Below are 21367 nucleotides of genomic sequence, written 5' to 3'. Positions count from 1 at the left end.
CATCACAAAAGCAACGACAAGGAGATTGCAACCACAGTAAAAAAGTGCTAAAACCCTTCGCTATCACGGCGCTTATCACTTTGCTGTTAATTCATTCTAGCGCAAATCCAATATTTAAAATCAGGTAAAGAATGGCTTATTTATTTACGTCGGAATCTGTTTCTGAAGGGCATCCAGACAAAATTGCGGATCAAATTTCAGATGCATTAATAGACAATTTTTTAGCATGGGACGAGGATTCTCGTGTCGCTATTGAAACGTTGGTAACAACAGGACAAGTGGTCCTCGCCGGGGAAGTTAAATCAAACATATACCTCGATGTTCAGAAGATAGCACGTTCGGTAATTCAAAAGATTGGCTATACCAAATCTGAATATATGTTTGAAGCAAATTCTTGTGGCGTATTATCCGCGATTCACGAGCAATCTGCGGACATTAACCAAGGTGTAGACCGTAAAACACGGCAAGAGCAAGGTGCAGGTGACCAGGGGATTATGTTTGGTTATGCGAATAACGAAACCGAAAATTTTATGCCTTTGGCATTGGACCTATCTCATCGCTTACTGTATGAATTGGCGGAGTTGCGTCGCGAAAATAACGAAATCAAGTATTTACGACCGGATGCGAAATCTCAAGTTACACTGGAATATAGCGACGATCACAAACCGAAAAGAATTGATGCCATTGTCATCTCGACACAACATGACGACTTTGATACAGAGCAAGCGATGTTGGACAAAATTACACACGACATCAAAACGATCTTAATTCCTCGTGTCAAAGCACAATTAAAGCCAGAACTTCAAGTGTTATTTAACGATGAAATTAAGTTTCATATCAATCCTACTGGAAAATTCGTTATCGGCGGGCCCCATGGAGACACAGGTCTTACGGGCCGAAAAATAATTGTGGACACCTACGGGGGGAGAGGTGCACATGGTGGCGGTGCTTTCTCAGGAAAAGATCCATCTAAAGTGGACCGGTCTGCAGCATATGCGACACGCCATATTGCCAAAAACTTAGTGGCCGCAGGGGTCGCGGATGAGATTCTCGTACAAATTTCTTATGCGATCGGTGTAAAAGATCCGATGGGTATCTATGTAAATACGTATGGAACGAGCAAAGTAAATTTAACCGATGGTCAAATTGCTGAAAAAATTGCCCATTTATTTGACATGACTCCATACGGGATTGAAACGCGTTTGGGACTGAGAAATCCAATCTACTCAGAAACAGCAGCTTATGGACACATGGGAAGAACACCCAAAAAAGTAATAAAAGAATTTGAAAGCTCGACAGGCGAGAAAAAGCAGGTTGAAGTTGAACTATTTACTTGGGAAAAACTGGATTATATCGAGAAGGTGAAAGCAGAATTTGGTCTATAAGACCACCAAGTTCATTAAAAATACAAAGGGGNNCCCCTTTGTATTTTTAATGAACAGGTCTAATTTTCATGCGCAGAAGAGCCCATTTTCGCTTTCCTTATAATTGATACTTGTGAAATCAGGAACGTTTTGTATCTTCATAGTTCTAAACCGTTTCAATCATGAAAAGACGCAATTTTCTTATGGCACCTATGGTGCTTATGACTGCCCCAACATGGGCTCATCCAGTTCACCCCAGCCAAGATATTCAGACCAATACCATCGTCCACGTGGTTAATTTCTGGCTTAAGAAAGATATCAGTGAAAAAGACAAAATGAATTTTACCCAGTTTTTTGAGGAGCTTCGGAAAATCGACGTAATTCAGACACTCCACTACGGCGTACCTGCTCAAACAAACCCGAGGCCTGTAGTAGACAATAGTTTTGACTACACGTTGATTGTTACATTTAAAGATCTTAAAGATATAACAAGCTATGAGACACATCCAGTCCATTTAAAAGCAATTGAAAAATATCAGCACCTTTGGACGAAAGTTATGGTCAAAGACACCTCGATCATCAAATAAGTCCTCGTGCCTTAATTTCAAGGTATTTATTGATGGAATTGATGGTTAAATTTTCCGGCGCAGTATAAATAGTCTGAAATCCATGACGGATAAGCTCCTGTACAATAAGCTGCTTCTCATAGATAAACTTCTCAGCAATGATTTGATTATAGATATCTATCGTCTTTTTCGGTACACTTTTAGCCAGATCCTCTACCTCCACATTTTTAAATACGACGACGACGATTATATGACTTCTATTCAGCATAGTCAGGTAATTTATCTGCCGTTTAAGGGAATCTAAGGTCTCAAAATTGGTGTAAAGAAAAATTAGTGAACGCTTATTGATATGCGCATTGGCATAACTATACAGTTTTCCAAATTCCGATTCTTCAAATTTAGTCGATACCTTATAGAGTGACTCTGAAATTTTAAGCATCTGATTATTCCTTTTCTCAGCGGGTATAAATGCATTGATATCCTTTGAAAAGGTTAATAAGCCCGCGCGGTCCTGCTTTAATATCGTTGCATTCGAAAGAACCAACGAAGCATTGATAGCATAATCTAATAAGCTCAGGCCGTTGAAAGGCATACGCATTGCCCTCCCTATATCGATAAAAGAATAGATCGGCTGCGACTTCTCTTCTTCATATTGGTTGACCATCAACTTTTTCACTTTCGCAGATGCTTTCCAATTCATGTGACGGTAGTCATCGCCTTGAACATAATCGCGAACATGATCAAATTCCATGGCCGATCCAATCCGTCGAATACGTTTTATCCCGAGTTCATTCAGTCTATTACTTGTCGCCAAAAGCTGATACTTTCTTAACTGTATATAAGATGGGTAACAGGGTATTTCTTCTTCCTGATTAGTGACAAATCTTCTTTTGAAAAATCCAAGACGCATCACTAGTGCCAAACAACGTCCAAACTTATAGATCCCCCGCTGGGTCGGTCGCAGCGAAAATGATATTTCCGATTCCTGAAAGCTGGGTAGATGGGTCATAAAATCCTTATCGCGAATTTGAAGCTGAACAGGAAACTCCTCCAAAACTTCCACCTTTGTTCGGAAAGGATAAAAAGAACGCACAATCAGTCTCATTGGGTTCTCATCTCCGTTGGAGAGCTTTTCAGGATATACCCTTGTGATTTCTATTTTCCCCTTTCCAGAAAATAAGAGAATAAAATCAAAGACCAAAATTGCCAGCCATATCCAAAAAACAATCCAAGCTACAATAAACAACTCCTTAACGAAAAAAGACAATGTAAAGAGTGTTGCTACGCTTAATAGCGAGTAGAAAAATTGATTTGTTAGAAAGAGCTGACTTAATTTCTTCATTATCTTGGAATTTCAACAGAATTAATGATTTGGTCGATGACATAGGCTGTTGTAAAGCCTTCCATTTCTCTTTCTGGCGTCAACATAACACGATGTCCTAATACGGCCGATGCCACCCTTCTAATATCCTCAGGAGTAATAAAATCTCTACCGCTAACCGCTGCTGAAGCTTTCGCTGATTCCAGTAAAGCAATAGAAGCTCTAGGTGAGGCTCCGAGTGTCAAACTTGGATTAGTTCGTGTTTTTATAACAACTTGAGCAATATATGTTATCAGCTCCTCATGAACAAAAATAGACTTGATCAATTTTTGAAATGCTAAAATTTCTGTTGCGGAAACCACTGCCTGAACCTGATCTTCTTTATTGACTTCCTTTTGGGCATGATGTTCTTTTAATATTTCCATTTCCTGCTCAAACTCTGGATAGCTCACATTAATTTTAAACAGGAAGCGATCTAATTGAGCTTCTGGCAGACGGTAAGTTCCTTCATGTTCGATTGGATTTTGCGTCGCAAAAACAACAAAAGGAGCGGGTAATCGATAAGTAGTTCCATCAACCGATGCCTGCTGTTCGGCCATACTTTCAAAAAGCGCAGCCTGCGTCTTTGCCGGAGCACGGTTGATTTCATCGATCAAAACGATGTTTGCGAAAATAGGGCCTTTGCGAAACTCGAATTCATTGCTTTTCAGATCCAATATCGATGATCCCGTCACATCCGAAGGCATTAGATCTGGTGTGAATTGAATACGTTTGAATTCGCTATCGATGGTTTTGGCAATCAATTTTGCAGATAATGTTTTTGCAACCCCTGGCAATCCTTCAATCAGGGAATGCCCAGAAGCCAAAATGGAGATCAGAAGCATATCAATCAATTGATCCTGTCCAACGATTACTTTTTTGACCTCTGCTTTCACCTGAGCCATTTTATCGAACAAAACCGATACATCTATTCGGTTTTCAAAAGGTATATATTTATCGAAGTCACTCATATCATTTTTGCTTTATGTTTAAACTCTTCTATAGTGTCATTAATCAATTTAAGATCGACCAAATCATGTTGTTTAGCATCCTGCATGCGTACAATCAACTTGATCAAAGCTTGGGTCTCCATCAGAGAGACTCCAGACCGTTCAGCCAGTTCTTCACTGAAGTCGTTTTCACGCAACGCCAAGGTATCTAAATGAAAACGGTTCCTAAGGTCGTGAAGAAAGTAATCTATCTTTTTGGCAACCATATTCCCGGGTACACCATTTTCATAATATAAAGTAGCAATCGTTCCACAAAAATCCTTTGAGAGGTTCGGCTCTGGAGCCACTACCGCCACTGCACGCTGTTCACGCCTACTTCTAAACACCAGTAAAAGAACCAGCCCCGCCAACAAAACATACCAGGCTTGCCGAAGACCATCATTCAGAAGCAACACACGCAAAGGCGTACGATATTGGTCCATGTTTGCTTTAAAATCATACCAAGCGAGCGGCTTATCATCTAAATAAGATAATGATTTGGCAACATAAGCATATTGCGACGCCGAATTCAGCAGGTAATAGTTTCCAAATAAATCCGGAGTCAAATGCAGGTAAATTGTTCCTTTACCAAATTGAATCGCCACGAAGTTAGGTAGTGCAAATTCTTTATAGGTAATCGCACCTAAAATAGTTGCATTTTTAGGGAGTTTTTTGAACACTTCACCAAGCTCCGATTTACCGTAATGAATTTTATTATTATCATTCATTAGCCGAACGCGTACTTGGTTTTTTATATTTACCCCTTTTTTGTAACCATAGAAACTATCCGTTTCCACCCCCAAGGAATCCAAAAAATAACGATCAATTTCCTCAGCGACAATCATTGCCTTGCCTCCCCGATTCACATAATCCAGTAATTTATCTTCCGCAGCTTCACCCATTGAAAAATAAGAGGTATAAAAAAACAAGTTAGCGTCCGTTTTCTTTGCGCTGTCTAGATACTCGTACAATGGCCGCTCAATCGTTGTATTCTTTTGATCGATGATATGTTCAAGTTCTTGACGTAACACATAGGCTCCAAAGGGATTTTTGTCTTTTGCATCAAATGTCCGATCCCAGATAATTGGTTTCTTACTTGTAGCGTCGATAAGCGCAATGAGCACCAAAACAATTGCGAATAATATCAATCCAAATTTTACCGATCCTTTCATTTAATTTGATTTTGATATTGGGTAAACAATTGCTGATATTGGGTAAAGTTAGCTTCCGTTAATTCAAACTGACCAAACCAGACATAATCAAATATTCGTGTGCACTCCAAAAATCCCCGACGAATTTCCTCGTCCCTTATTTCCTGCCCAAATTCAGCGTTTGTTTTACTTTGCTTCCACTTGATATGATCAGCATGAGCCAACTTCTGAATATTGAGTAGCTGTAAATACCTAATTCCCAGAGCATAATTTTTATTTTTAATAGCTTCCTGTATATGAGGCTCCAAGTTGCTATTCATTAGATTTCGCTCTACATACGCTAAAACGTCCAGTTCGCTATCTTCCTCACGATGTTTGATAAAATATTGGTTCTTGTTGTAAAGTATTTTATAGAGGATAAAGGCTAGTGCGATAACAGCTAAAAAAGCAAAGACATATCCGAATTCTTCTCGAAATTTATAAGGATTATCTGGGGTGATGCTCCCAATCCAATCCGCGAGCCGGGCAAGAATGCGCTGTAATGCACTTACCCGATCTTTAATATTTTCTGAATAAACAAAATCGTCCGTCTCGTACCTTTTGATGATATCCTGATAAGGGTCCATTCTAAACGAACGCTCTTCGGTATATTTTGGAATTGAGTCAAATAATGTTGGATCCCACAGATCAATTTCATCTTTTTCCTGTTGGCCATTTGGTGCTTTTAAAACTATCGAGTCAATAGCGACAGAATCGGTTGTCACTAAGGTAGAATCTATTTGCACATGGAGCGAATCGGCACTATTGCTGTCGGCATCTACGTTCTCCGGTTTCGGATCACAAGCATACATCATTGACAAACCAGCAATGCAGAAAAAAGACAAGAGTTTATTCACTTTTTCCTCCTATCTCTTCGATCATTCCATAAATCCGTTCTCCGAATTTGAGATCCTTCGCTGTTTCATAAATAATACCGTTGGCCAAAACTCCGGACATATAAAGAAACAACGTAAATAATGTGATAAATAAACCTCCCAATGTCATCAGCAGTTTTCCCCAGGATGAGTCAAAAAAAGCAGCATCTATTCCGAGGAAGTTGAATGACAGTATCCCCATGATAACCAATGGTACAATAGAAATCATCATGACAGCCATTTGGAAAATAAAATTTACGATATAGGTAGCAATACCATACTGAATCAATTTTTTGCTTAGCATTACATAGGCATCTGTAAAACAACTTCCGAGATCCGAATAGCCTTCGCGATAAAATAAAAATGAGCAAAATAACCAAATACCAACCATGGACGCCAATATTCCGATAGCAAAACTTCCGACAAAAGGGATAAATGCACAAATCGCAGCAACAATGGCCAAGGGAATAAACACGACAATCAATGCCAAGATCATGGCAATCAAAAACATAAAGTATTTCCCAAGGTTTGATCTAAAATTCTTAAGCACTTCCACACCCGAAAATGCAGTACTCTTGCGCTCCTTAAGCAGTACAAAATATTCGATAGAAATACCGTAAACGTACAGTCCCAAAGCAATCAGCGCCACAATAAGTAAACCAGCCCAAGTCAGAGCATCGATGTCCTCAAAAGAATCACTATTAGCAGAGAATGTGATTTTTGTAGACAGAAAATAATAAACCAAGGCAATTCCGGCTAGCGGAACAGCAGATAAACCAAAAATAGTAGATACAAAATGCCTATAGATCAATTTAAAAAGATCTATAAAACTTTGCACAAAGTCCCCTACCTTCCGTTCTTTTTGAAATTCAAAGTTTATTTCCATTGAAATCGTTTTGCTAGTCGATATGGATTAATAACATAAAAATAGAGGATTGCCAGTAGAGATAAAACGATAATTAATGCACATAACCAAATTGAAACATTATAATATCTTGTTACAAAGCCTTCCAATGTACCGGCAATAATAAAAAAAGGAATTGTGCTGACCAACACTTTCATCGCAATCTTTGCCGTACGGACAAAAGAAGTTAAACGGGTAAAAGATTTTGGAAATAAGATGCTATTGCCGAGTGCTAACCCGCATCCTCCGGCCACAATAATTACCGAGATCTCGATGGTACCATGAATCCAGATCGCTGACATAGCCTTCCCCATAACGCCATATTGGAAAAACATATGATGAAATGCACCTAGCATAATACCATTGCTAAACAAGACATACCCCGTCCCAACACTAAAAAATAGTCCGGCAGCAAAAGCCATAAAAGCAACACGCACATTATTTATCGTAATCCAAATTGCTGAACCAAAATTGCTTCCCTTTCCGTATACCGCAGCAGGATCGCCTGCTTTTATACTTTCTATCGTTGAATCCACATAGAAGTCGCCTAAAATAAGACGAACAAAATCAATATCGTACACAGACGACAAAAAACCGATAATTGAAGCCAAAACAAAAATTAAGAAGGAGTACAAAAGCGGTCTACGAATACACCAAATTGCTTGTGGTATCTCTTCATTAAAAAAAGATTTAAACTTATTGTTGGAAGCTTTTTGATCTTTATAGATTTTCTGATGCGCATTCACCGCCAATTCATTTAAGTAAGCCTTTACTTTACTCTCAGGATAGAAAGTTTGCGCATAAGCCAGATCATTTGTCAGCTCAATATAATTTGAAGCCAGCTCATCCGGATCAACCGCTGTATTAATTGACAAATTATTTTCAATTAACGTCCATTTTTCTTTATTTCGTTCTACAAATGATGCTTCTCTCATTAATTTTTTTAACTGGCTCAACCAAATATAGGAAATATCCGTGATTGAAAAGCACAAATAACTGCAAAATTGACTTATATATTCTATATTGCCACTAAATTCAAATCATTTTACAGATGAATAAGCTCGAGATAAATACAGCACAAAATGTAAAAATCGAATATAATCTTGCCAGTCTTGGCTCAAGAATGATAGCCTTTGCAATAGACTATTTTATTATAGTCTGCTATTATTTCTTTTGTTTCTTCCTCTTGGACACTTTAAATATCACCAGTAATGATCCCTATCTTTTTTATGGGATCATGATGGCACTGACTTTACCGGCTTTTTTTTATACGTTGATTACCGAAACGGCCTTTGGCGGGCAAACGGTTGGCAAGAAAATAATGAAAATAAAAGTTGTTAAGCTCGACGGTTCACGGGCTAATTTTTATCAGTACTTGTCCAGATGGAGTTTATCTATCGTAGATATTTGGATGACAATGGGTGGAGTCGCCATTACATCAATCGTATTATCAAAAAATGGGCAACGCATTGGAGATATTGCCGGAGAAACGTCAGTTATTAGTCTCAAACCTGCCTTAAAATTGGGCGACACCATCTATGAGGAAACATTAGAGAATCACCCAATTCTATTTCCTCAAGTAATTAAACTGAGTGACAAAGATGCCAACTCGATTAAAGAGATTTATCAGACAGCTTTTGACAGAAGAGATGTGGGAATTTTAACGGCTTTAGTTCAACGTCTGGAAAAAGTCATGGACGTTAAACACCCTGATGTAATGACTCCCAATGATTTTGTCTTACAGGTGATGAAAGATCATTATACGATGTTTAAAGATAAATAACCTAAAACTTCCCGCTTACCAACTTCGCCCTTCACCCGATCCTTCAACGTATATCATACGTATATACAACGGAGCTCGTTCGGTTGCGACCGAACAAACTCCGACCAAGTACCGAACAAGTACCGAACAAGCTCCGAAGAAAGGCCGAAAGAGGTGTCAACTTGATACTTCGCTGTTACAAGAAAAATTCTTACTTTATTTTGTTATTGGCACAAAAAAGTCGGAAGAAAAATCTTCCGACCACGAATGGATCATACGACCCTTTTTTTATCCGATGCTATTCTTAGCCCGTTACTGAAGCCGCAGAAGTCTGTACCTGACGATCGACTTTTTTGACCAATCCTTGTAATACATTACCAGGACCAACTTCAACAAATGCTGTCGCACCATCGGCCAACATATTTTGTACCGTTTGTGTCCATCGAACAGCCCCCGTTAGCTGTGCGATCAAATTTTGCTTGATAACCACTGGATCTGTCTGTGGTTTAGCATCAATATTTTGATAAATCGGACAGCTAGGCGACAACACTTCTACCGCTTCAATAGCTGCTTGCAATTCAACTTTAGCTGATTCCATCAATGGGGAGTGGAATGCACCACCTACATTTAGTTTTAATGCCCGCTTAGCACCAGCCTCGGTCAACAAAGCACAAGCCTTGTCCACTCCTTCGATCGATCCCGAAATAACCAATTGTCCAGGGCAGTTATAATTTGCAGCCACAACAACTTCATCAACCTGAGCGCAGATATCCTCCACCACAACATCTTCCAGACCTAATATAGCAGCCATCGTTGACGGCTGAAGCTCACATGCTTTTTGCATCGCATTGGCACGTTGTGCGACCAATTTCAACCCGTTTTCAAAACTCAATGCACCTGCAGCCACCAAAGCCGAAAACTCGCCCAAAGAATGACCGGCAACCATGTTCGGCTGAAAAGAATCTCCTAATGCTTTCGCCAAAATGACCGAATGCAAAAAAATAGCTGGTTGCGTTACTTTCGTTTGTTTCAATTCCTCATCTGTACCGGAAAACATAATATCCGTGATGCGAAACCCTAAAATATCGTTTGCCTGTTCGAACAAAGCTTTCGTTTCATCATTCAAATTATACAGGTCTTGTCCCATTCCAACAAATTGGGCTCCTTGACCAGGAAATACATATGCTGTTTTCATCCCTTATATTTTTATTCGTTTATTTGTCTGCTACCAGAGGTATTGAATCTGCCTTCGGCAATCCATGTTTGATGAGAACGAATTCCCGTAAACGCAAACTTAGATAAATTGCTTTTTATATGCAATATAAATTCATTTCAGCAAACGATTCTCCGATCGCCACCCGATCTATTTCAATACCATCTATCTCTAAAAGGAGGTATCCCCCACGATAACAATTAGTCCTCGGGAACAAAACTAAGCGACAACATCTTCTTCGGATCAAATACATCTTGTGCAATTCCTAATAGTTCTTTGCTAGTCAAGTCCTGAATTTTTTCAATGATCTCGTCCAATAAGATCACACGATCATAGTCCATCACGTTTTTCGCAGCAGAGATAATCATACTCATACGGTTTTCTTCGGTCAAAGCAATCTGCCCAATAAATTTCTGCTTCGCTCTTTTTACAGCAGTTTCAGACAGCGGTTGCTCGCTCAGCTTAGCGAGCTCTTTAAAGACGAGCCTCTTCGCTTTTTCAACCTTTTCTTCATCTGTGCCGAGGTAAATACTAAATAACCCTGTATCTGAAAAAATAGTATAGTTAGATTCGATGGTATAAGCTATTCCATGTTTCTCCCGTATGGAAAGATTCAGAATGGATCCCATCCCCATTCCACCAAGCATATTATTCAAAAGCAGCAGCCCCGTTTTACGCTCATCACGATAACTATAGGCCAATGAACCGAGCATATAATGCACTTGATTGATTGGTTTGCCTACCGTAACATGCTGCTGAATGAGCGGTCTTACATCATTTCGTATACGTTCTATCGTATTTGAGGGAACCGTGCCGAACACTTTGTGCAGCAATCGCTCCACTTCCTTTAGGGTATAATTCCCCGTGATACCAATGACCATTTCATTTGTATCATAATTCGCCCGCATAAAATCAACGATATCCGTTTTTTGCAGTGCGAGCAGCTGATCTTCCAATCCTAAAATATTATGGCCCAATCCCGATCCCTGAAAAACGAGATCTTCAAAATCGTCTACAATAGACTCTTCAGGGCTGTCTAGGTAGGAAGCCATTTCATCAACAATGACCGACTTTTCCTTATCCATTTCTATGTCGGGAAAAGTAGAATGAAAAAAGATATCTTCAAAAAGATCTAACGCTCGATTTAAATAAGGCTGTAGCATGGAAGCATGTACACAAGTATATTCCTTCGTCGTATAGGCGTTCAGATCTCCGCCAACGGATTCCAAATGATTTATTATCTGTTGCGTAGAACGTCTCTCAGTACGTTTAAATAAAAGATGTTCAATGAAATGAGCCACACCATATTTTCCTGCGCACTCATCCCTCGATCCAGCATTGATGACCATGCAGACATGAGTAACCGGTAAATTTTGATATTGAAATACTACGCGTATTCCGTTTGAAAGTCTAATAATTTCGTATTCCATGCAGTACAAGCTTGCTATTGCTTCTTTTTAGTTTATCTTTTCCTGTGCGCTCCATATTTACGATATTTTGCCACTTTGCTCAATCTGCAAATCGTATGGGGCATGAAGTCGTCACAAAACTAGGCATTTTAAAATGCAAAACGGTCATAGCGAAATCACTATGACCGTTTTTACATCTAATAGAAATCAGGTTACATCCGCGGAGGTCTCATTCCCCCTGGCAATCTGTTCTCTCCTTCAGGATTGCCCATAGCGAATTTTTGGAATTTGTAGGTAAACAAAATCATAAAATATCTTCCTAAACGGTTTGTACGGCTATCAGTAATCATCGATTCACTGAAGGTCCGGGAGACATTCGTTTGCTGATTCAACAAGTCAAATGCCTGTAGACGTACAGTCCCTCGTTGCTGACTTAAGAATTTCTGCTCCAAGTACGTATTTATGACAAAAGGATTTGCATTGATACCAGCACCATACCCATTATTGAACTGTTTAGATAGATCTGCTCCGAAAATGGTTGTTTTTGTAATATTGACCGAACCAATTAAGGTCGGCGTCCAGGACGAAACATTCGTATTGCGATTTGTCACTGAGTTTTCTGTATGATTAAATTGATAGCGAACGCCTGGATTAATTTCTAGGTTTTCCGAAGGGTTATATCTAAACATCAACCCCTGATTCAACACGATGTTGCGTGCAACATTCTTTTGACCGATGTCATCATCTTTCTCCGTAGATACATATCCAATATTTTTGTTATAGGATATTCCCCCCATCAACATAATATTATATGTTTTTTCTTTTAAGGATTTCCCGTAGTGGTAAAAAGAATTCACATTAAATGGTTTATCGCTTGTTTCATTAAGATAACGGGTCTCGGAAACTAAGGTTGAGTTTGTCTGACCTGTTTGATAATCGATTAAATCATCAAAATAGCTTTTGCTCAAACTCACAATTTTATTGTTGGTCAGCCCAGCATTAACAAAAGCGAAGAAATTGTTCCCTTTTTGAAAGTCATTCTTACGAAATCTCACGTTCAGTTGATGACTGAACTCCGGATTCAAATTTGCATTACCGATTACGATACTGGTCCTGTTTGTACTCATATCAAATGGTAAAATCTGCGTAACAGAAGGTTCATTCGGTGTTCCGGAATAATTGACGGTAATATTAGATTGCCTAGAGAATTTATACTCAAAACGTGCAATAGGCATCCAGTTCATATTATTACGATGAATCGGCACCACTAAACCTGAACTGATGGCATCACCTCTCAACTGAGAAGGCTGAGCTGCAGCGCCAATGGAATAAGTTATTTTATCGCCACTATACAAATAGTTAGCCCCAACTTTATGTGTTGTAAAGGAGTAATCATAGTTATAATCAAAATTCAATTTGGGATCCTCAGCAATTAAGTTTCCATCCCGATCAAACCCTTGTTGTTTGTTCGAATTGTCATACTTATTTTTGTTAAAGTCATAGGTAAATTCTATTTTTCCTTTTTCAGAAACAGGCTCCGTATAATTTACTGACGCTCCCCCGTTCCAACTCTTATTATTTGCTTCCAGGATCGTTTTTTCATAAATTGAATCCAAAGGAGCACTTGCATTGTTGGGATCAGCCAATAGCCTGTCTAAAATTGCATTTTGATCTTTCGTTGTTTTTGCATTGTTAAAGTTCATATTTACAAAGACATTCCGCCCCTTATCGTTGAACTTATGGTTGTACAATCCACTAATACCGAATCTGGGTGCACTGGAATTAGCAAAAACATCTTGAATCTGCGAATTATTAAATGCTCCACTACGGTAAGTGAGCGAATTGGTACCTGTTGTTACATCGCTATTGTCATATCCGAACTGGGGTGAAATTTTGATATAATCTTTTGTAGTTGGCTTCCATTCTACATTAGCTTCAAAACGATGGCTATCGCCAATGGTATTCGAATTGGATGTTACACTGTCCGTCTGCATAATATTTGGCAATGTATTTTCCTGAAACCGTTGAGATAGCGTGGTATTATTGCTATGGCTAAAACTATAGCTACCGTAAACAGTCAGTTTATCACTAAAGTCTTTACGGTAATTCAGTCCTATGGAGCCAATTTTCGTCAAACCGTCCGAACCGCCAAACATACCACCACCGCGGCGACCGCCACCACCTTGACCCCGACGCGCACCACCACCTACTGTACTAAAATCGAATAAGGGCGCATTGGTATTGTTCAAGTTTCCCAACACCGAAATTTGTTCACCCTCACGCATACCCATCCACATACCTGTAGCTTGGTAACGATCTTCTGTCCCCACACCTGCCCGAAGAGTGGTCATATGACCTGTATTATATTTGGGGTCAATTTGAATATTCAATACCTTTTCTGAATCACCGTTCTTATTTCCGGTCACATTCGCCATATCGCCATAATCGTCGATGACTTGCATTTTTTGAATAATATTAGCGGGCAAATTCTGCGTCGCAGTCTTTACATCCCCACCAAAAAAGTCCTTCCCGTTAATACGAACGCGTTTGACGGATTCACCCTGTGCTGTAACATTACCGTCCTTATCGACTTCGACGCCTTGCAACTTTTTCAAAGCGTCCTCAGCAACTGCCCCATCACGGAGTTTCAGATCTTTCATGCTATATTCCAAGGTATCACTTTTGACAACAACAGTAGGTACTCCATCAACCACCACTTCCTCCAGCATCTGCGAGTTCTGTTGTAAAGTTAAACTTGGAATAATGTGCTTTGATTCACCTTTAGGAATTGTAAATTCCTGCTCAAAACGTTCGAATCCAAGGTTGGAAACCGTGATTTTAAATGTATCGGCTTTAACTTTATCAAAGATAAAAATCCCCGCCATATTGGATCCTGTAGTCATGGAATCTAACTTCGATGTCAACTTCACCGTTGCACCTGCGACAATTCGATTCTTGTCGTCTTTCAACATACCTTGTACACTTTTCGTCTGGCCATAAACAGTCCACCCCGTCAGCATACTAAACAAAAAAAGCATAAAGCCTCTCATAGTACTTATTTTTATATTGCTATAATTGATAACCTTTTGACTCGACAACTATTGCTCAAGTTTAAGAAACAATAGGGTCAAAATAAGAAACCACCCTTTATTGTATGATTGAAAGTATTACAATTCATAGTATGGTGCTCCAAATTCTTACAAAAAAAGGTATTATTAGTGTTAATTAATGTAAATGGGCGATCTTCACACAGAAGTTACAATAGATAACTCTAAATTTATTTGTACTTTCGGCTATTTTAAAGACTGAACATGCTATTATCATATTATCAGGAAGAGTGGATAGAGGCTGGCTGTGATGAAGCGGGCCGGGGTTGTTTGGCAGGACCTGTTTTCGCTGCCGCGGTGATTTTCCCGACAGACTATCATCACGAGCTGCTTAATGATTCCAAACAACTAAGCGAGAAAAAAAGAATGGCACTACGGCCGATTATTGAACGTGAAGCCCTTGCTTATGCGGTTGCCAGTGTCTCAGCGGAAGAGATCGATCGCATAAATATTCACAATGCGAGCTACTTAGCAATGCACAAAGCTCTTGATCTCTTGAAGACAAAAGCGGAGTATATCATTGTCGATGGCAATAGGTTTATTCCTTATCAGCAAATTCCGCATACTTGTATTGTCAAGGGCGATGGCAAGTACCTATCCATCGCCGCAGCTTCAATTCTGGCCAAAACTTATCGCGATGAGTATATGAACAACATCGCTTTAGCGTATCCAGATTACGACTGGCTCAACAACAAAGGGTATCCAACAATTAAGCACAGAACAGCTGTATTGGCACACGGCTCTACACCGCATCATAGAAAGAGCTTTAGAATAACCGATCCGCAGCTCAAATTATTCTAAAGCTCTAAAATGCTTAAAAAAGGAACAGCTTTAAACCGCTGTTTCCTTTTGATTTCGTTTAAACGTGAGATAAAGCGCTGCTCCTATTCCTGCAACAAGAATGAAGGAGGAGATCAAAGTCAATAGATTCCCCATTTTGTGCGACTCTGGATCAAAGATGAATTCAACTTTATGATTACCTGCCGGCAACTGTAAGGCTCTCAGGATATAGTCTGCACGAATGATAGGCGTTTCCTTCCCATCCACATATGCTTTCCACCCTTTATCATAAAATACTTCCGAAAATACAGCAAATGCATCATTTGTTGCAGTATATTCATATTGCATTTTATCCGGATGGTAAGACGTTAGCTTAATCTGGCCAGTTGTTGAAGCACTCGAAGTCTTCGCTTTAATTTCATTCTGATATTGTTGATTGACGAAAGCCTCTTTACGGGGATCAAAAGAACTGATTGCCTGCATTTCCTCTGCATTCCCTTTTACAAAATTTACCTTATCGACAAACCATGCATTTCCTGCAGCTGTGCTTCTTCTAACGATACGTTGGGACTGATTCTGAGGATCTGTCGTAATCAAATAACGTACGTTAAACATGTCTAGAACATCTTCATTCAGCGCCCCATTAAATTGATTTTCCAAAATTTCCTGAAAGCGCATCAATTTTGCAGCATGATATCCTCCCAGCGATTTATGGAAATAAGAGGGTCGCGCATCCGAAAATGGATCAGACGTCAGATCAAGTACGCGGTAACTTAAATCTTTATCCATTAATATCAATTGATCTACCTCACGTTGCTGGAATACCTGTTGTGCAGTAGTTCCTTTATCCATAAACGATTTATCATTTAAGAAACGTTTATCAATACTCCATAAATCAAACAGGAACAACACCAATAATGCCCCTAATAATATCCCCTCGCTTAACTTTTTCTTTAGAAATACCCATACAAAACCGAATGTTAATAGGATAATGAAAAAAGAACGATAGGCATCTTTGCTCGCAATATCTTTGCGGTCTAGCACTAACTGGTTTGCTAATTCTGTTGCAAAGGCTTTATCGCCTATATTGTGCTCTAACATCTCTATTAGATTGCTATGTCCGGCGTTTCTAAAGTTTAAAAATAGATCGGGCATAATAGCAATCAACAAACAGAACCCACCGACTCCAATAAAGGTATACAGAACTTTTTTATCTAAGTTGGGGATTTCCTTCGCACGTATCAAAAGCTCGTTGACAGCCATAATTGCCATCATAGGCACCGTAATAGAAACCAAAACCAAGATGGATTCAACCGCCCTAAACTTATTATACATCGGGAAGTAATCAAAGAAAAGATCCGATACAAGTGTAAAATTTCTTCCAAATGAAAGCAACAATGCTAGAATGGTTGTTGCCAAAATCCACCACTTAAACCGGTCTTTGACAATAACGAGACCTAAAACAAATAGGAAAAAGATCCCAGCGCCAAAATACCATGGCCCTGAGGTAAAGCGCTTATCGCCCCAATAGGTTGGCATGCCTTCTGCAAACTGCCCCGCCTGGACTTCCGACACCCCGCCCTTTTCCATTAAAAACTTAGCCACATGTGACTTCTCGTTCAACTGCCCGCCAGTCGAACCGCCATAGGCATTAGGAATCAAAAAGGTAATCGTCTCACCAATTCCTTGGCTCCACTCATAAGCATACTCTTTATCAAGCCCTTTCTCTTTGGTATTGGCATTATCCACCTTTGTGATATTGGCATGTCCTCGGGTACTTAATTTACTATACTCCCAGGTAGGCAATAAAATAGAAGCATTGACCATCAAAGCAATGACAACTGCCAAAACCTGCCTCCCGGAGGCAATAAAAAACGCCTTCAGTTGATTTTGTTTCAGCGCATCTATGAATGTAAAAATCACATATACCATAAGGAGCATCAGCAGATAATAGGTCGTTTGCAAGTGGTTGACACGAATTTCAAGAGAAAGAAACAAGGCTAACAATACAGGTCCCCACAGCTTACTTCCGCGATAACACATAATGACCGCGGCGATAACAGGCGGAATAAATGCAATTGCATTTGCACGAGTGATGTGCCCGGCCTCAATATAGATAAAATTGTAGGACGTAAAAGCAATGGCTACAGCGCCAACCGCAGCCAGCCAGGGCTTGATGCGTAACACGCTAAAGAGAAAATAAGCTCCCAACAAATAAAACAGAACCGTATCCATTGGGCTCGGAAAGGCGAACTTAACGGCTTTTAAGAAATAGGTACCAATATTATTTTCATTTTCTTGCCAAATTTGATAGGTTGGCATCCCCCCGAACATGGAATTTGTCCACAAAGGCGCTTGTCCATCCTTCGCTTTAAAATCAAATAATTCCTTCTGCGCCGCTTGTGCTTGTACCACATCCGACTGGGCGAGTGTTTTACCTTGCCAAACAGGAGTAAAATAAAAAAATACCAGCACAATGAATATCGCTATAACAATCAAATGAGCCGAATTTGCCTTAAACCAATTTTTCATCCGTATAAATTTGTCTTTAAAGTTGATGAAGCTATCTAATTTATTCAACTTACGATATAACTGTCCATTCGTCGTTCATATTCCAATGTATGTATGAACGCATTACACGTGATTCTGATAAATCCAGATGATTTCATTTATCCTCTTAGGTTGTTTAAAAGTCTTAAAAGCCAAACTTAGATAAATTTGGCTTTATATACAATTATAATTATCGCGTAGATTGCTAACAAGAGCGAGTTATACCTCTATTAACGCTGAATGCGCAATATGACTTCCTTCAATATCATTAAAAAGCCCTAACATTATTCAGGGCGTTGTGTAGTTAAGATCGCATTTTAACAGCTGTTCCAGTCGCTCCTACCATCATCATGCCCCCTGTTCCAACCGTTTGAAAATCCAGTCGAACTCCAACAACAGCATCTGCCCCCAACGCGCGTGCCCGGTCTTCAAGCTCACGTAGCGCCGCTTCTCGCGTCTCTTGAAAAGCGCGTTCATACGAATTGGATCTGCCACCAAAAAAATCACGAAATCCGGCCATCATGTCTTTTATCGCATTAGCACCTAAAACTACTTCGGAAGAGACAATTCCCAGATAACGTTCAATTTGGTGCCCTTCGATAGTACTTGTTGTTGTCAATAACATATTTTATTCTCCTTTTTGAATTAACTTATTAATATTGGATAGTTCGCCAAAAACAACCAAAATATCGCCTTCTTCCATCATAGTTTCGGATATTGCTATTCCCGAAGCCTCTTTTTGCTCTTTTGTCACGCCATCCTTTTTGACGTCTGTGATCTTGACCGTCGTCAGTACAATCACTTTGTATATGTTGGTCAAGTTCGCTTCACGCAATGTCATGCCCACATAACGGGCCGGCACTTTAGTTTCTACAATAGAATATTTATCCGAAACCTTGAACGAATCAACGATATCAATATTATCCAATCGCATGGCTAGTCGCTCGGCGGCTTCTTCTTCGGGCATAATATACTCGTTGATTTCCATTGCCTCCAGAACAGTTTTTTGAAGCTCTGAAACAATACGCCCAATGATTCTTTTTACTTTCAATTGCTTTAAGAGCGCTACGGTCATAAGCGATGCTCCTTCATCTTCTCCGATAGCTACAATAACAGCATGCGCATCTTTAAGCGGCAATGACGAAACCGCTTCTCTATCGGTTGTATCTAAACAAACGGTGTGTGTTATCTTGTCCTTTAACTGTTCAACGATACTGAGCTTTCGGTCGGCTCCAATCACCTCGTGGCCAAGTTCAGTTAGGTGTACCCCCAAAGAACGTCCAAAGTGCCCCAATCCTAAAACAATATACTTCATATCCCAAACTAAAATAAATTTACTGTTATTTCCAAGCTATATTTCGACATACAGCTTCCTTTCAACCTATAGGCTAATTGCTGGGATAAGTTAATCAAAAGTTCGTCAAAACGCTTTTCAGTCTGATTAAAACAAGATCTTTTCTTCCGGAAATACAATATTTCTCCGCTTTGAATTTTTAATGAACGCGACCAACAAGGTTAGCATTCCCACCCGTCCAATGAGCATAGTAATAGCGATAATTAATTTACCACCCATACTTAATGATGCTGTGATTCCTAAACTTAACCCACAGGTAGTATAGGCCGATAGCGCCTCAAACAGTAATGCTTTCATACTCTTATCCGGATCCGTAAAAATCAAAGAGAAGCAGCTACATCCGACAACAAACAGGGAAAGCAGGATAATTGCAAATGCTTTATGAACAGATTCATTGGCTATCCGTCTTTTGAAAATCTCGATGTATTCCTTTCCCTTAGCCAACGATATAATATTCATCAGTGACACGGCCACTGTTGTTACTTTCACCCCACCTCCTGTCGATCCCGGAGAAGCTCCCACCCACATTAGAACCATAATGATAAAAACAGTAGGGGCAGTCACAAAACTCAGGTCGACACTATTGTATCCCGCTGAGCGTGCTGCATTAGCCATAAAAAAAGAAGTCGCCCATTCGCCTTCAAGCCCCTTTTCGAGAGAAAGTGTGTTTCCATGTTCCAAAAAATAAAAGAATAAAGTCGCTGCTACAATAATAACTGCGTTACATGCTAAGACCAACTTAGAATTGAAACTAAAATTCCAGGCTTTGTGTTTATAGCTTTTCTTTGTCACCCAGCGATGATAATAAAGCAGAATAGACTCTTTGATATAGGTGTAAAAATTTAATACAATTCCGAAGCCCAGGCCGCCAAGAATGAACAAGGCGGACAAAGCCAGTTGAAAAGGGTAGTTAAATTTATAGGTATCATTGGTAATTCCTCCTGATAGGATTGAAAAACCAGCATTACAGAAAGAAGATATGGAATGAAAGATCGAGAAGAAAACCATACTTCCCAAATTTGGAAAATTTGCTCGTTCTAAAGTACTGAAAATGAGTATTGCGCCAAGAAACTCGAACAATAATGTTATAAATATCATTGTCAGTAGTGTCTTAATCACTGAGGCAACCTTATTTTCGCCTAAGATTTCACCAAACATCAACTGGTTCTTATAGGAAAATCCCCCGGAAAAAAAATAGCCAAAAAAGCCTGTGAAGGTCATAATTCCCAATCCGCCCACCTGTATTAGAATAATAACGACTGTCTGCCCGAACATACTAAAATTTGTTGAAATGTCGGCAACGGAAAGACCTGTAATACATACAGCACTCGTCGCCATAAATAATGCGTCAACGAAAGACAACGGAGCTTCCACTGTAGTCCTTGGCAGCATCAGCAATACTGTTCCAATTAAGATTAGCACCAGAAAACTTATGACAAACAGTATGGTTGGATTAAAATAAAAATTATCAAAGAAAAGGGTACTTTTGGACAGCTCGGCAATGAAAATTAAATAGATTCCCAAATAAATCCATTGTTCTCTGGAAAATACTGCGAGCGCTCCAAAACCCGAAAAACGCGCGATGAGAATAAATATAAAATAAGCGAGGATAACTATTCCCGAATAATGCTCCACGGCAATTTTTCGAAGCGCATAAATGGAGGACGATTCGCGTAGAGCGATCATAAAAAAGAGGATAAAAAAAAGATGATGGATAGTTGTGCCCAACAACTCTCCCAGCACTTTGTCAGTGACATATCCCACATTAAAAATGACTATTGCAGCGCAAATCATGCTTGCATAAAACATGATTTTGTCCACAAGACCATTTTTGTACTTGAAAACAAATCGGATAAAACTTAAAATCGAATCTATCATGGTACCGTAAACTAGACAAATCTGCCAAAAAATACAAATCTATCTTCTATGCATGCCATAGCCACT

Annotated in this window: 17 protein-coding genes; 4 read left to right on the top strand and 13 right to left on the bottom strand. The window is 39.5% G+C overall.

Annotated elements, in window-relative coordinates; all coding sequences use genetic code 11:
• Positions 1-131 precede the first annotated feature (131 nt).
• Complete coding sequence (metK, locus tag B2W36_RS19045) at positions 132-1385, top strand: methionine adenosyltransferase (protein ID WP_209578287.1); 1254 nt, start codon at positions 132-134, stop codon at positions 1383-1385.
• Between the two features lie 161 nt (positions 1386-1546).
• Positions 1547-1951, top strand: a complete 405-nt coding sequence (locus B2W36_RS19040; protein WP_293885246.1) for a Dabb family protein — start codon at positions 1547-1549, stop codon at positions 1949-1951.
• Here B2W36_RS19040 and B2W36_RS19035 read toward each other — a convergent pair.
• From B2W36_RS19035 to B2W36_RS19010, 6 genes are read right to left on the bottom strand one after another with little or no spacing between them, the layout of a single operon-like run.
• Positions 1944-3272, bottom strand: a complete 1329-nt coding sequence (locus tag B2W36_RS19035; protein ID WP_293889230.1) for a DUF58 domain-containing protein — start codon at positions 3270-3272, stop codon at positions 1944-1946. The two genes, B2W36_RS19040 and B2W36_RS19035, sit on opposite strands and share 8 nt — an antisense overlap.
• Positions 3272-4261, bottom strand: a complete 990-nt coding sequence (locus B2W36_RS19030) for an AAA family ATPase (protein ID WP_293885250.1) — start codon at positions 4259-4261, stop codon at positions 3272-3274. The genes B2W36_RS19035 and B2W36_RS19030 overlap by 1 nt, the downstream gene beginning before the upstream one ends.
• A complete protein-coding gene (locus B2W36_RS19025; protein WP_293885252.1) occupies positions 4258-5451 on the bottom strand; it encodes a DUF4350 domain-containing protein in 1194 nt (397 codons plus the stop codon). Before B2W36_RS19025 ends, B2W36_RS19030 begins: the two co-directional genes overlap by 4 nt.
• A complete protein-coding gene (locus B2W36_RS19020; RefSeq protein WP_293889228.1) occupies positions 5448-6326 on the bottom strand; it encodes a DUF4129 domain-containing protein in 879 nt (292 codons plus the stop codon). Before B2W36_RS19020 ends, B2W36_RS19025 begins: the two co-directional genes overlap by 4 nt.
• Positions 6319-7230, bottom strand: coding sequence for an ABC transporter permease (locus tag B2W36_RS19015; protein WP_293885254.1), 912 nt, complete (start codon positions 7228-7230; stop codon positions 6319-6321). The genes B2W36_RS19020 and B2W36_RS19015 overlap by 8 nt, the downstream gene beginning before the upstream one ends.
• Complete coding sequence (locus B2W36_RS19010) at positions 7221-8183, bottom strand: stage II sporulation protein M (protein ID WP_209578280.1); 963 nt, start codon at positions 8181-8183, stop codon at positions 7221-7223. The genes B2W36_RS19015 and B2W36_RS19010 overlap by 10 nt, the downstream gene beginning before the upstream one ends.
• Positions 8184-8299: 116 nt before the next feature.
• Between B2W36_RS19010 and B2W36_RS19005 the strand changes: the two genes are divergently transcribed.
• A complete protein-coding gene (locus tag B2W36_RS19005; protein ID WP_209578279.1) occupies positions 8300-9031 on the top strand; it encodes an RDD family protein in 732 nt (243 codons plus the stop codon).
• Between the two features lie 283 nt (positions 9032-9314).
• Here the strand turns inward: B2W36_RS19005 and fabD are convergent, their stop codons facing one another.
• The 3 genes from fabD to B2W36_RS18990 all read right to left on the bottom strand — a co-directional run bounded on the left by fabD (position 9315) and on the right by B2W36_RS18990 (position 14682).
• A complete protein-coding gene (gene fabD / locus B2W36_RS19000; protein ID WP_209582049.1) occupies positions 9315-10205 on the bottom strand; it encodes an ACP S-malonyltransferase in 891 nt (296 codons plus the stop codon).
• A gap of 218 nt (positions 10206-10423) precedes the next feature.
• Positions 10424-11653 (bottom strand): M16 family metallopeptidase, encoded by a 1230-nt coding sequence (locus B2W36_RS18995; RefSeq protein WP_293889226.1) that lies wholly within the window; start codon positions 11651-11653, stop codon positions 10424-10426.
• 191 nt (positions 11654-11844) lie between these two features.
• On the bottom strand, positions 11845-14682 hold the full coding sequence (locus B2W36_RS18990; RefSeq protein ID WP_293889225.1) for an outer membrane beta-barrel protein: 2838 nt from the start codon (positions 14680-14682) through the stop codon (positions 11845-11847).
• Between the two features lie 261 nt (positions 14683-14943).
• Between B2W36_RS18990 and B2W36_RS18985 the strand changes: the two genes are divergently transcribed.
• Positions 14944-15540, top strand: a complete 597-nt coding sequence (locus B2W36_RS18985; protein ID WP_209582056.1) for a ribonuclease HII — start codon at positions 14944-14946, stop codon at positions 15538-15540.
• 30 nt (positions 15541-15570) lie between these two features.
• Here B2W36_RS18985 and B2W36_RS18980 read toward each other — a convergent pair whose 3' ends face one another.
• From B2W36_RS18980 to B2W36_RS18965, 4 genes are all read right to left on the bottom strand, one after another.
• The gene (locus tag B2W36_RS18980) at positions 15571-18051 is read right to left on the bottom strand and encodes a YfhO family protein (RefSeq protein ID WP_293889223.1); all 2481 of its coding nucleotides are present in this window, start codon (positions 18049-18051) and stop codon (positions 15571-15573) included.
• Positions 18052-18373: 322 nt separating this feature from the next.
• The gene (locus B2W36_RS18975; RefSeq protein WP_209582059.1) at positions 18374-18694 is read right to left on the bottom strand and encodes a YbjQ family protein; all 321 of its coding nucleotides are present in this window, start codon (positions 18692-18694) and stop codon (positions 18374-18376) included.
• A gap of 3 nt (positions 18695-18697) precedes the next feature.
• Positions 18698-19384: a potassium channel family protein gene (locus B2W36_RS18970; RefSeq protein WP_293889222.1), complete on the bottom strand. Its 687-nt coding sequence runs from the start codon at positions 19382-19384 to the stop codon at positions 18698-18700.
• A gap of 126 nt (positions 19385-19510) precedes the next feature.
• Positions 19511-21301 carry a TrkH family potassium uptake protein gene (locus tag B2W36_RS18965; RefSeq protein WP_293889221.1) on the bottom strand — a complete coding sequence of 597 codons (1791 nt, stop codon included), beginning with the start codon at positions 21299-21301 and terminating at the stop codon, positions 19511-19513.
• Between the last annotated feature and the right edge of the window lie 66 nt (positions 21302-21367).

Origin of the sequence: Sphingobacterium sp. UBA3549, assembly GCF_002376635.1 — a bacterium.
In the GTDB taxonomy this organism is placed as follows: Bacteria; Bacteroidota; Bacteroidia; order Sphingobacteriales; family Sphingobacteriaceae; genus Sphingobacterium.
Note: the sequence above shows the minus strand (reverse complement) of the source record. Positions and strands in the feature narration are given on the sequence as shown.

What these genes read in the sequence shown, in the direction of transcription:
- B2W36_RS18990 (WP_293889225.1), bottom strand. Translation starts at nt 14,682, where the DNA reads ATGAGAGGCTTTATGCTTTTTTTGTTTAGTATGCTGACGGGGTGGACT.
- B2W36_RS19025 (WP_293885252.1), bottom strand. Translation starts at nt 5,451, where the DNA reads ATGAAAGGATCGGTAAAATTTGGATTGATATTATTCGCAATTGTTTTG.
- B2W36_RS19040 (WP_293885246.1), top strand. Translation starts at nt 1,547, where the DNA reads ATGAAAAGACGCAATTTTCTTATGGCACCTATGGTGCTTATGACTGCC.
- metK (WP_209578287.1), top strand. Translation starts at nt 132, where the DNA reads ATGGCTTATTTATTTACGTCGGAATCTGTTTCTGAAGGGCATCCAGAC.
- B2W36_RS19010 (WP_209578280.1), bottom strand. Translation starts at nt 8,183, where the DNA reads ATGAGAGAAGCATCATTTGTAGAACGAAATAAAGAAAAATGGACGTTA.
- B2W36_RS18975 (WP_209582059.1), bottom strand. Translation starts at nt 18,694, where the DNA reads ATGTTATTGACAACAACAAGTACTATCGAAGGGCACCAAATTGAACGT.
- fabD (WP_209582049.1), bottom strand. Translation starts at nt 10,205, where the DNA reads ATGAAAACAGCATATGTATTTCCTGGTCAAGGAGCCCAATTTGTTGGA.
- B2W36_RS19030 (WP_293885250.1), bottom strand. Translation starts at nt 4,261, where the DNA reads ATGAGTGACTTCGATAAATATATACCTTTTGAAAACCGAATAGATGTA.
- B2W36_RS19005 (WP_209578279.1), top strand. Translation starts at nt 8,300, where the DNA reads ATGAATAAGCTCGAGATAAATACAGCACAAAATGTAAAAATCGAATAT.
- B2W36_RS19035 (WP_293889230.1), bottom strand. Translation starts at nt 3,272, where the DNA reads ATGAAGAAATTAAGTCAGCTCTTTCTAACAAATCAATTTTTCTACTCG.
- B2W36_RS18985 (WP_209582056.1), top strand. Translation starts at nt 14,944, where the DNA reads ATGCTATTATCATATTATCAGGAAGAGTGGATAGAGGCTGGCTGTGAT.
- B2W36_RS18995 (WP_293889226.1), bottom strand. Translation starts at nt 11,653, where the DNA reads ATGGAATACGAAATTATTAGACTTTCAAACGGAATACGCGTAGTATTT.
- B2W36_RS18965 (WP_293889221.1), bottom strand. Translation starts at nt 21,301, where the DNA reads ATGATAGATTCGATTTTAAGTTTTATCCGATTTGTTTTCAAGTACAAA.
- B2W36_RS19015 (WP_293885254.1), bottom strand. Translation starts at nt 7,230, where the DNA reads ATGGAAATAAACTTTGAATTTCAAAAAGAACGGAAGGTAGGGGACTTT.
- B2W36_RS18970 (WP_293889222.1), bottom strand. Translation starts at nt 19,384, where the DNA reads ATGAAGTATATTGTTTTAGGATTGGGGCACTTTGGACGTTCTTTGGGG.
- B2W36_RS18980 (WP_293889223.1), bottom strand. Translation starts at nt 18,051, where the DNA reads ATGAAAAATTGGTTTAAGGCAAATTCGGCTCATTTGATTGTTATAGCG.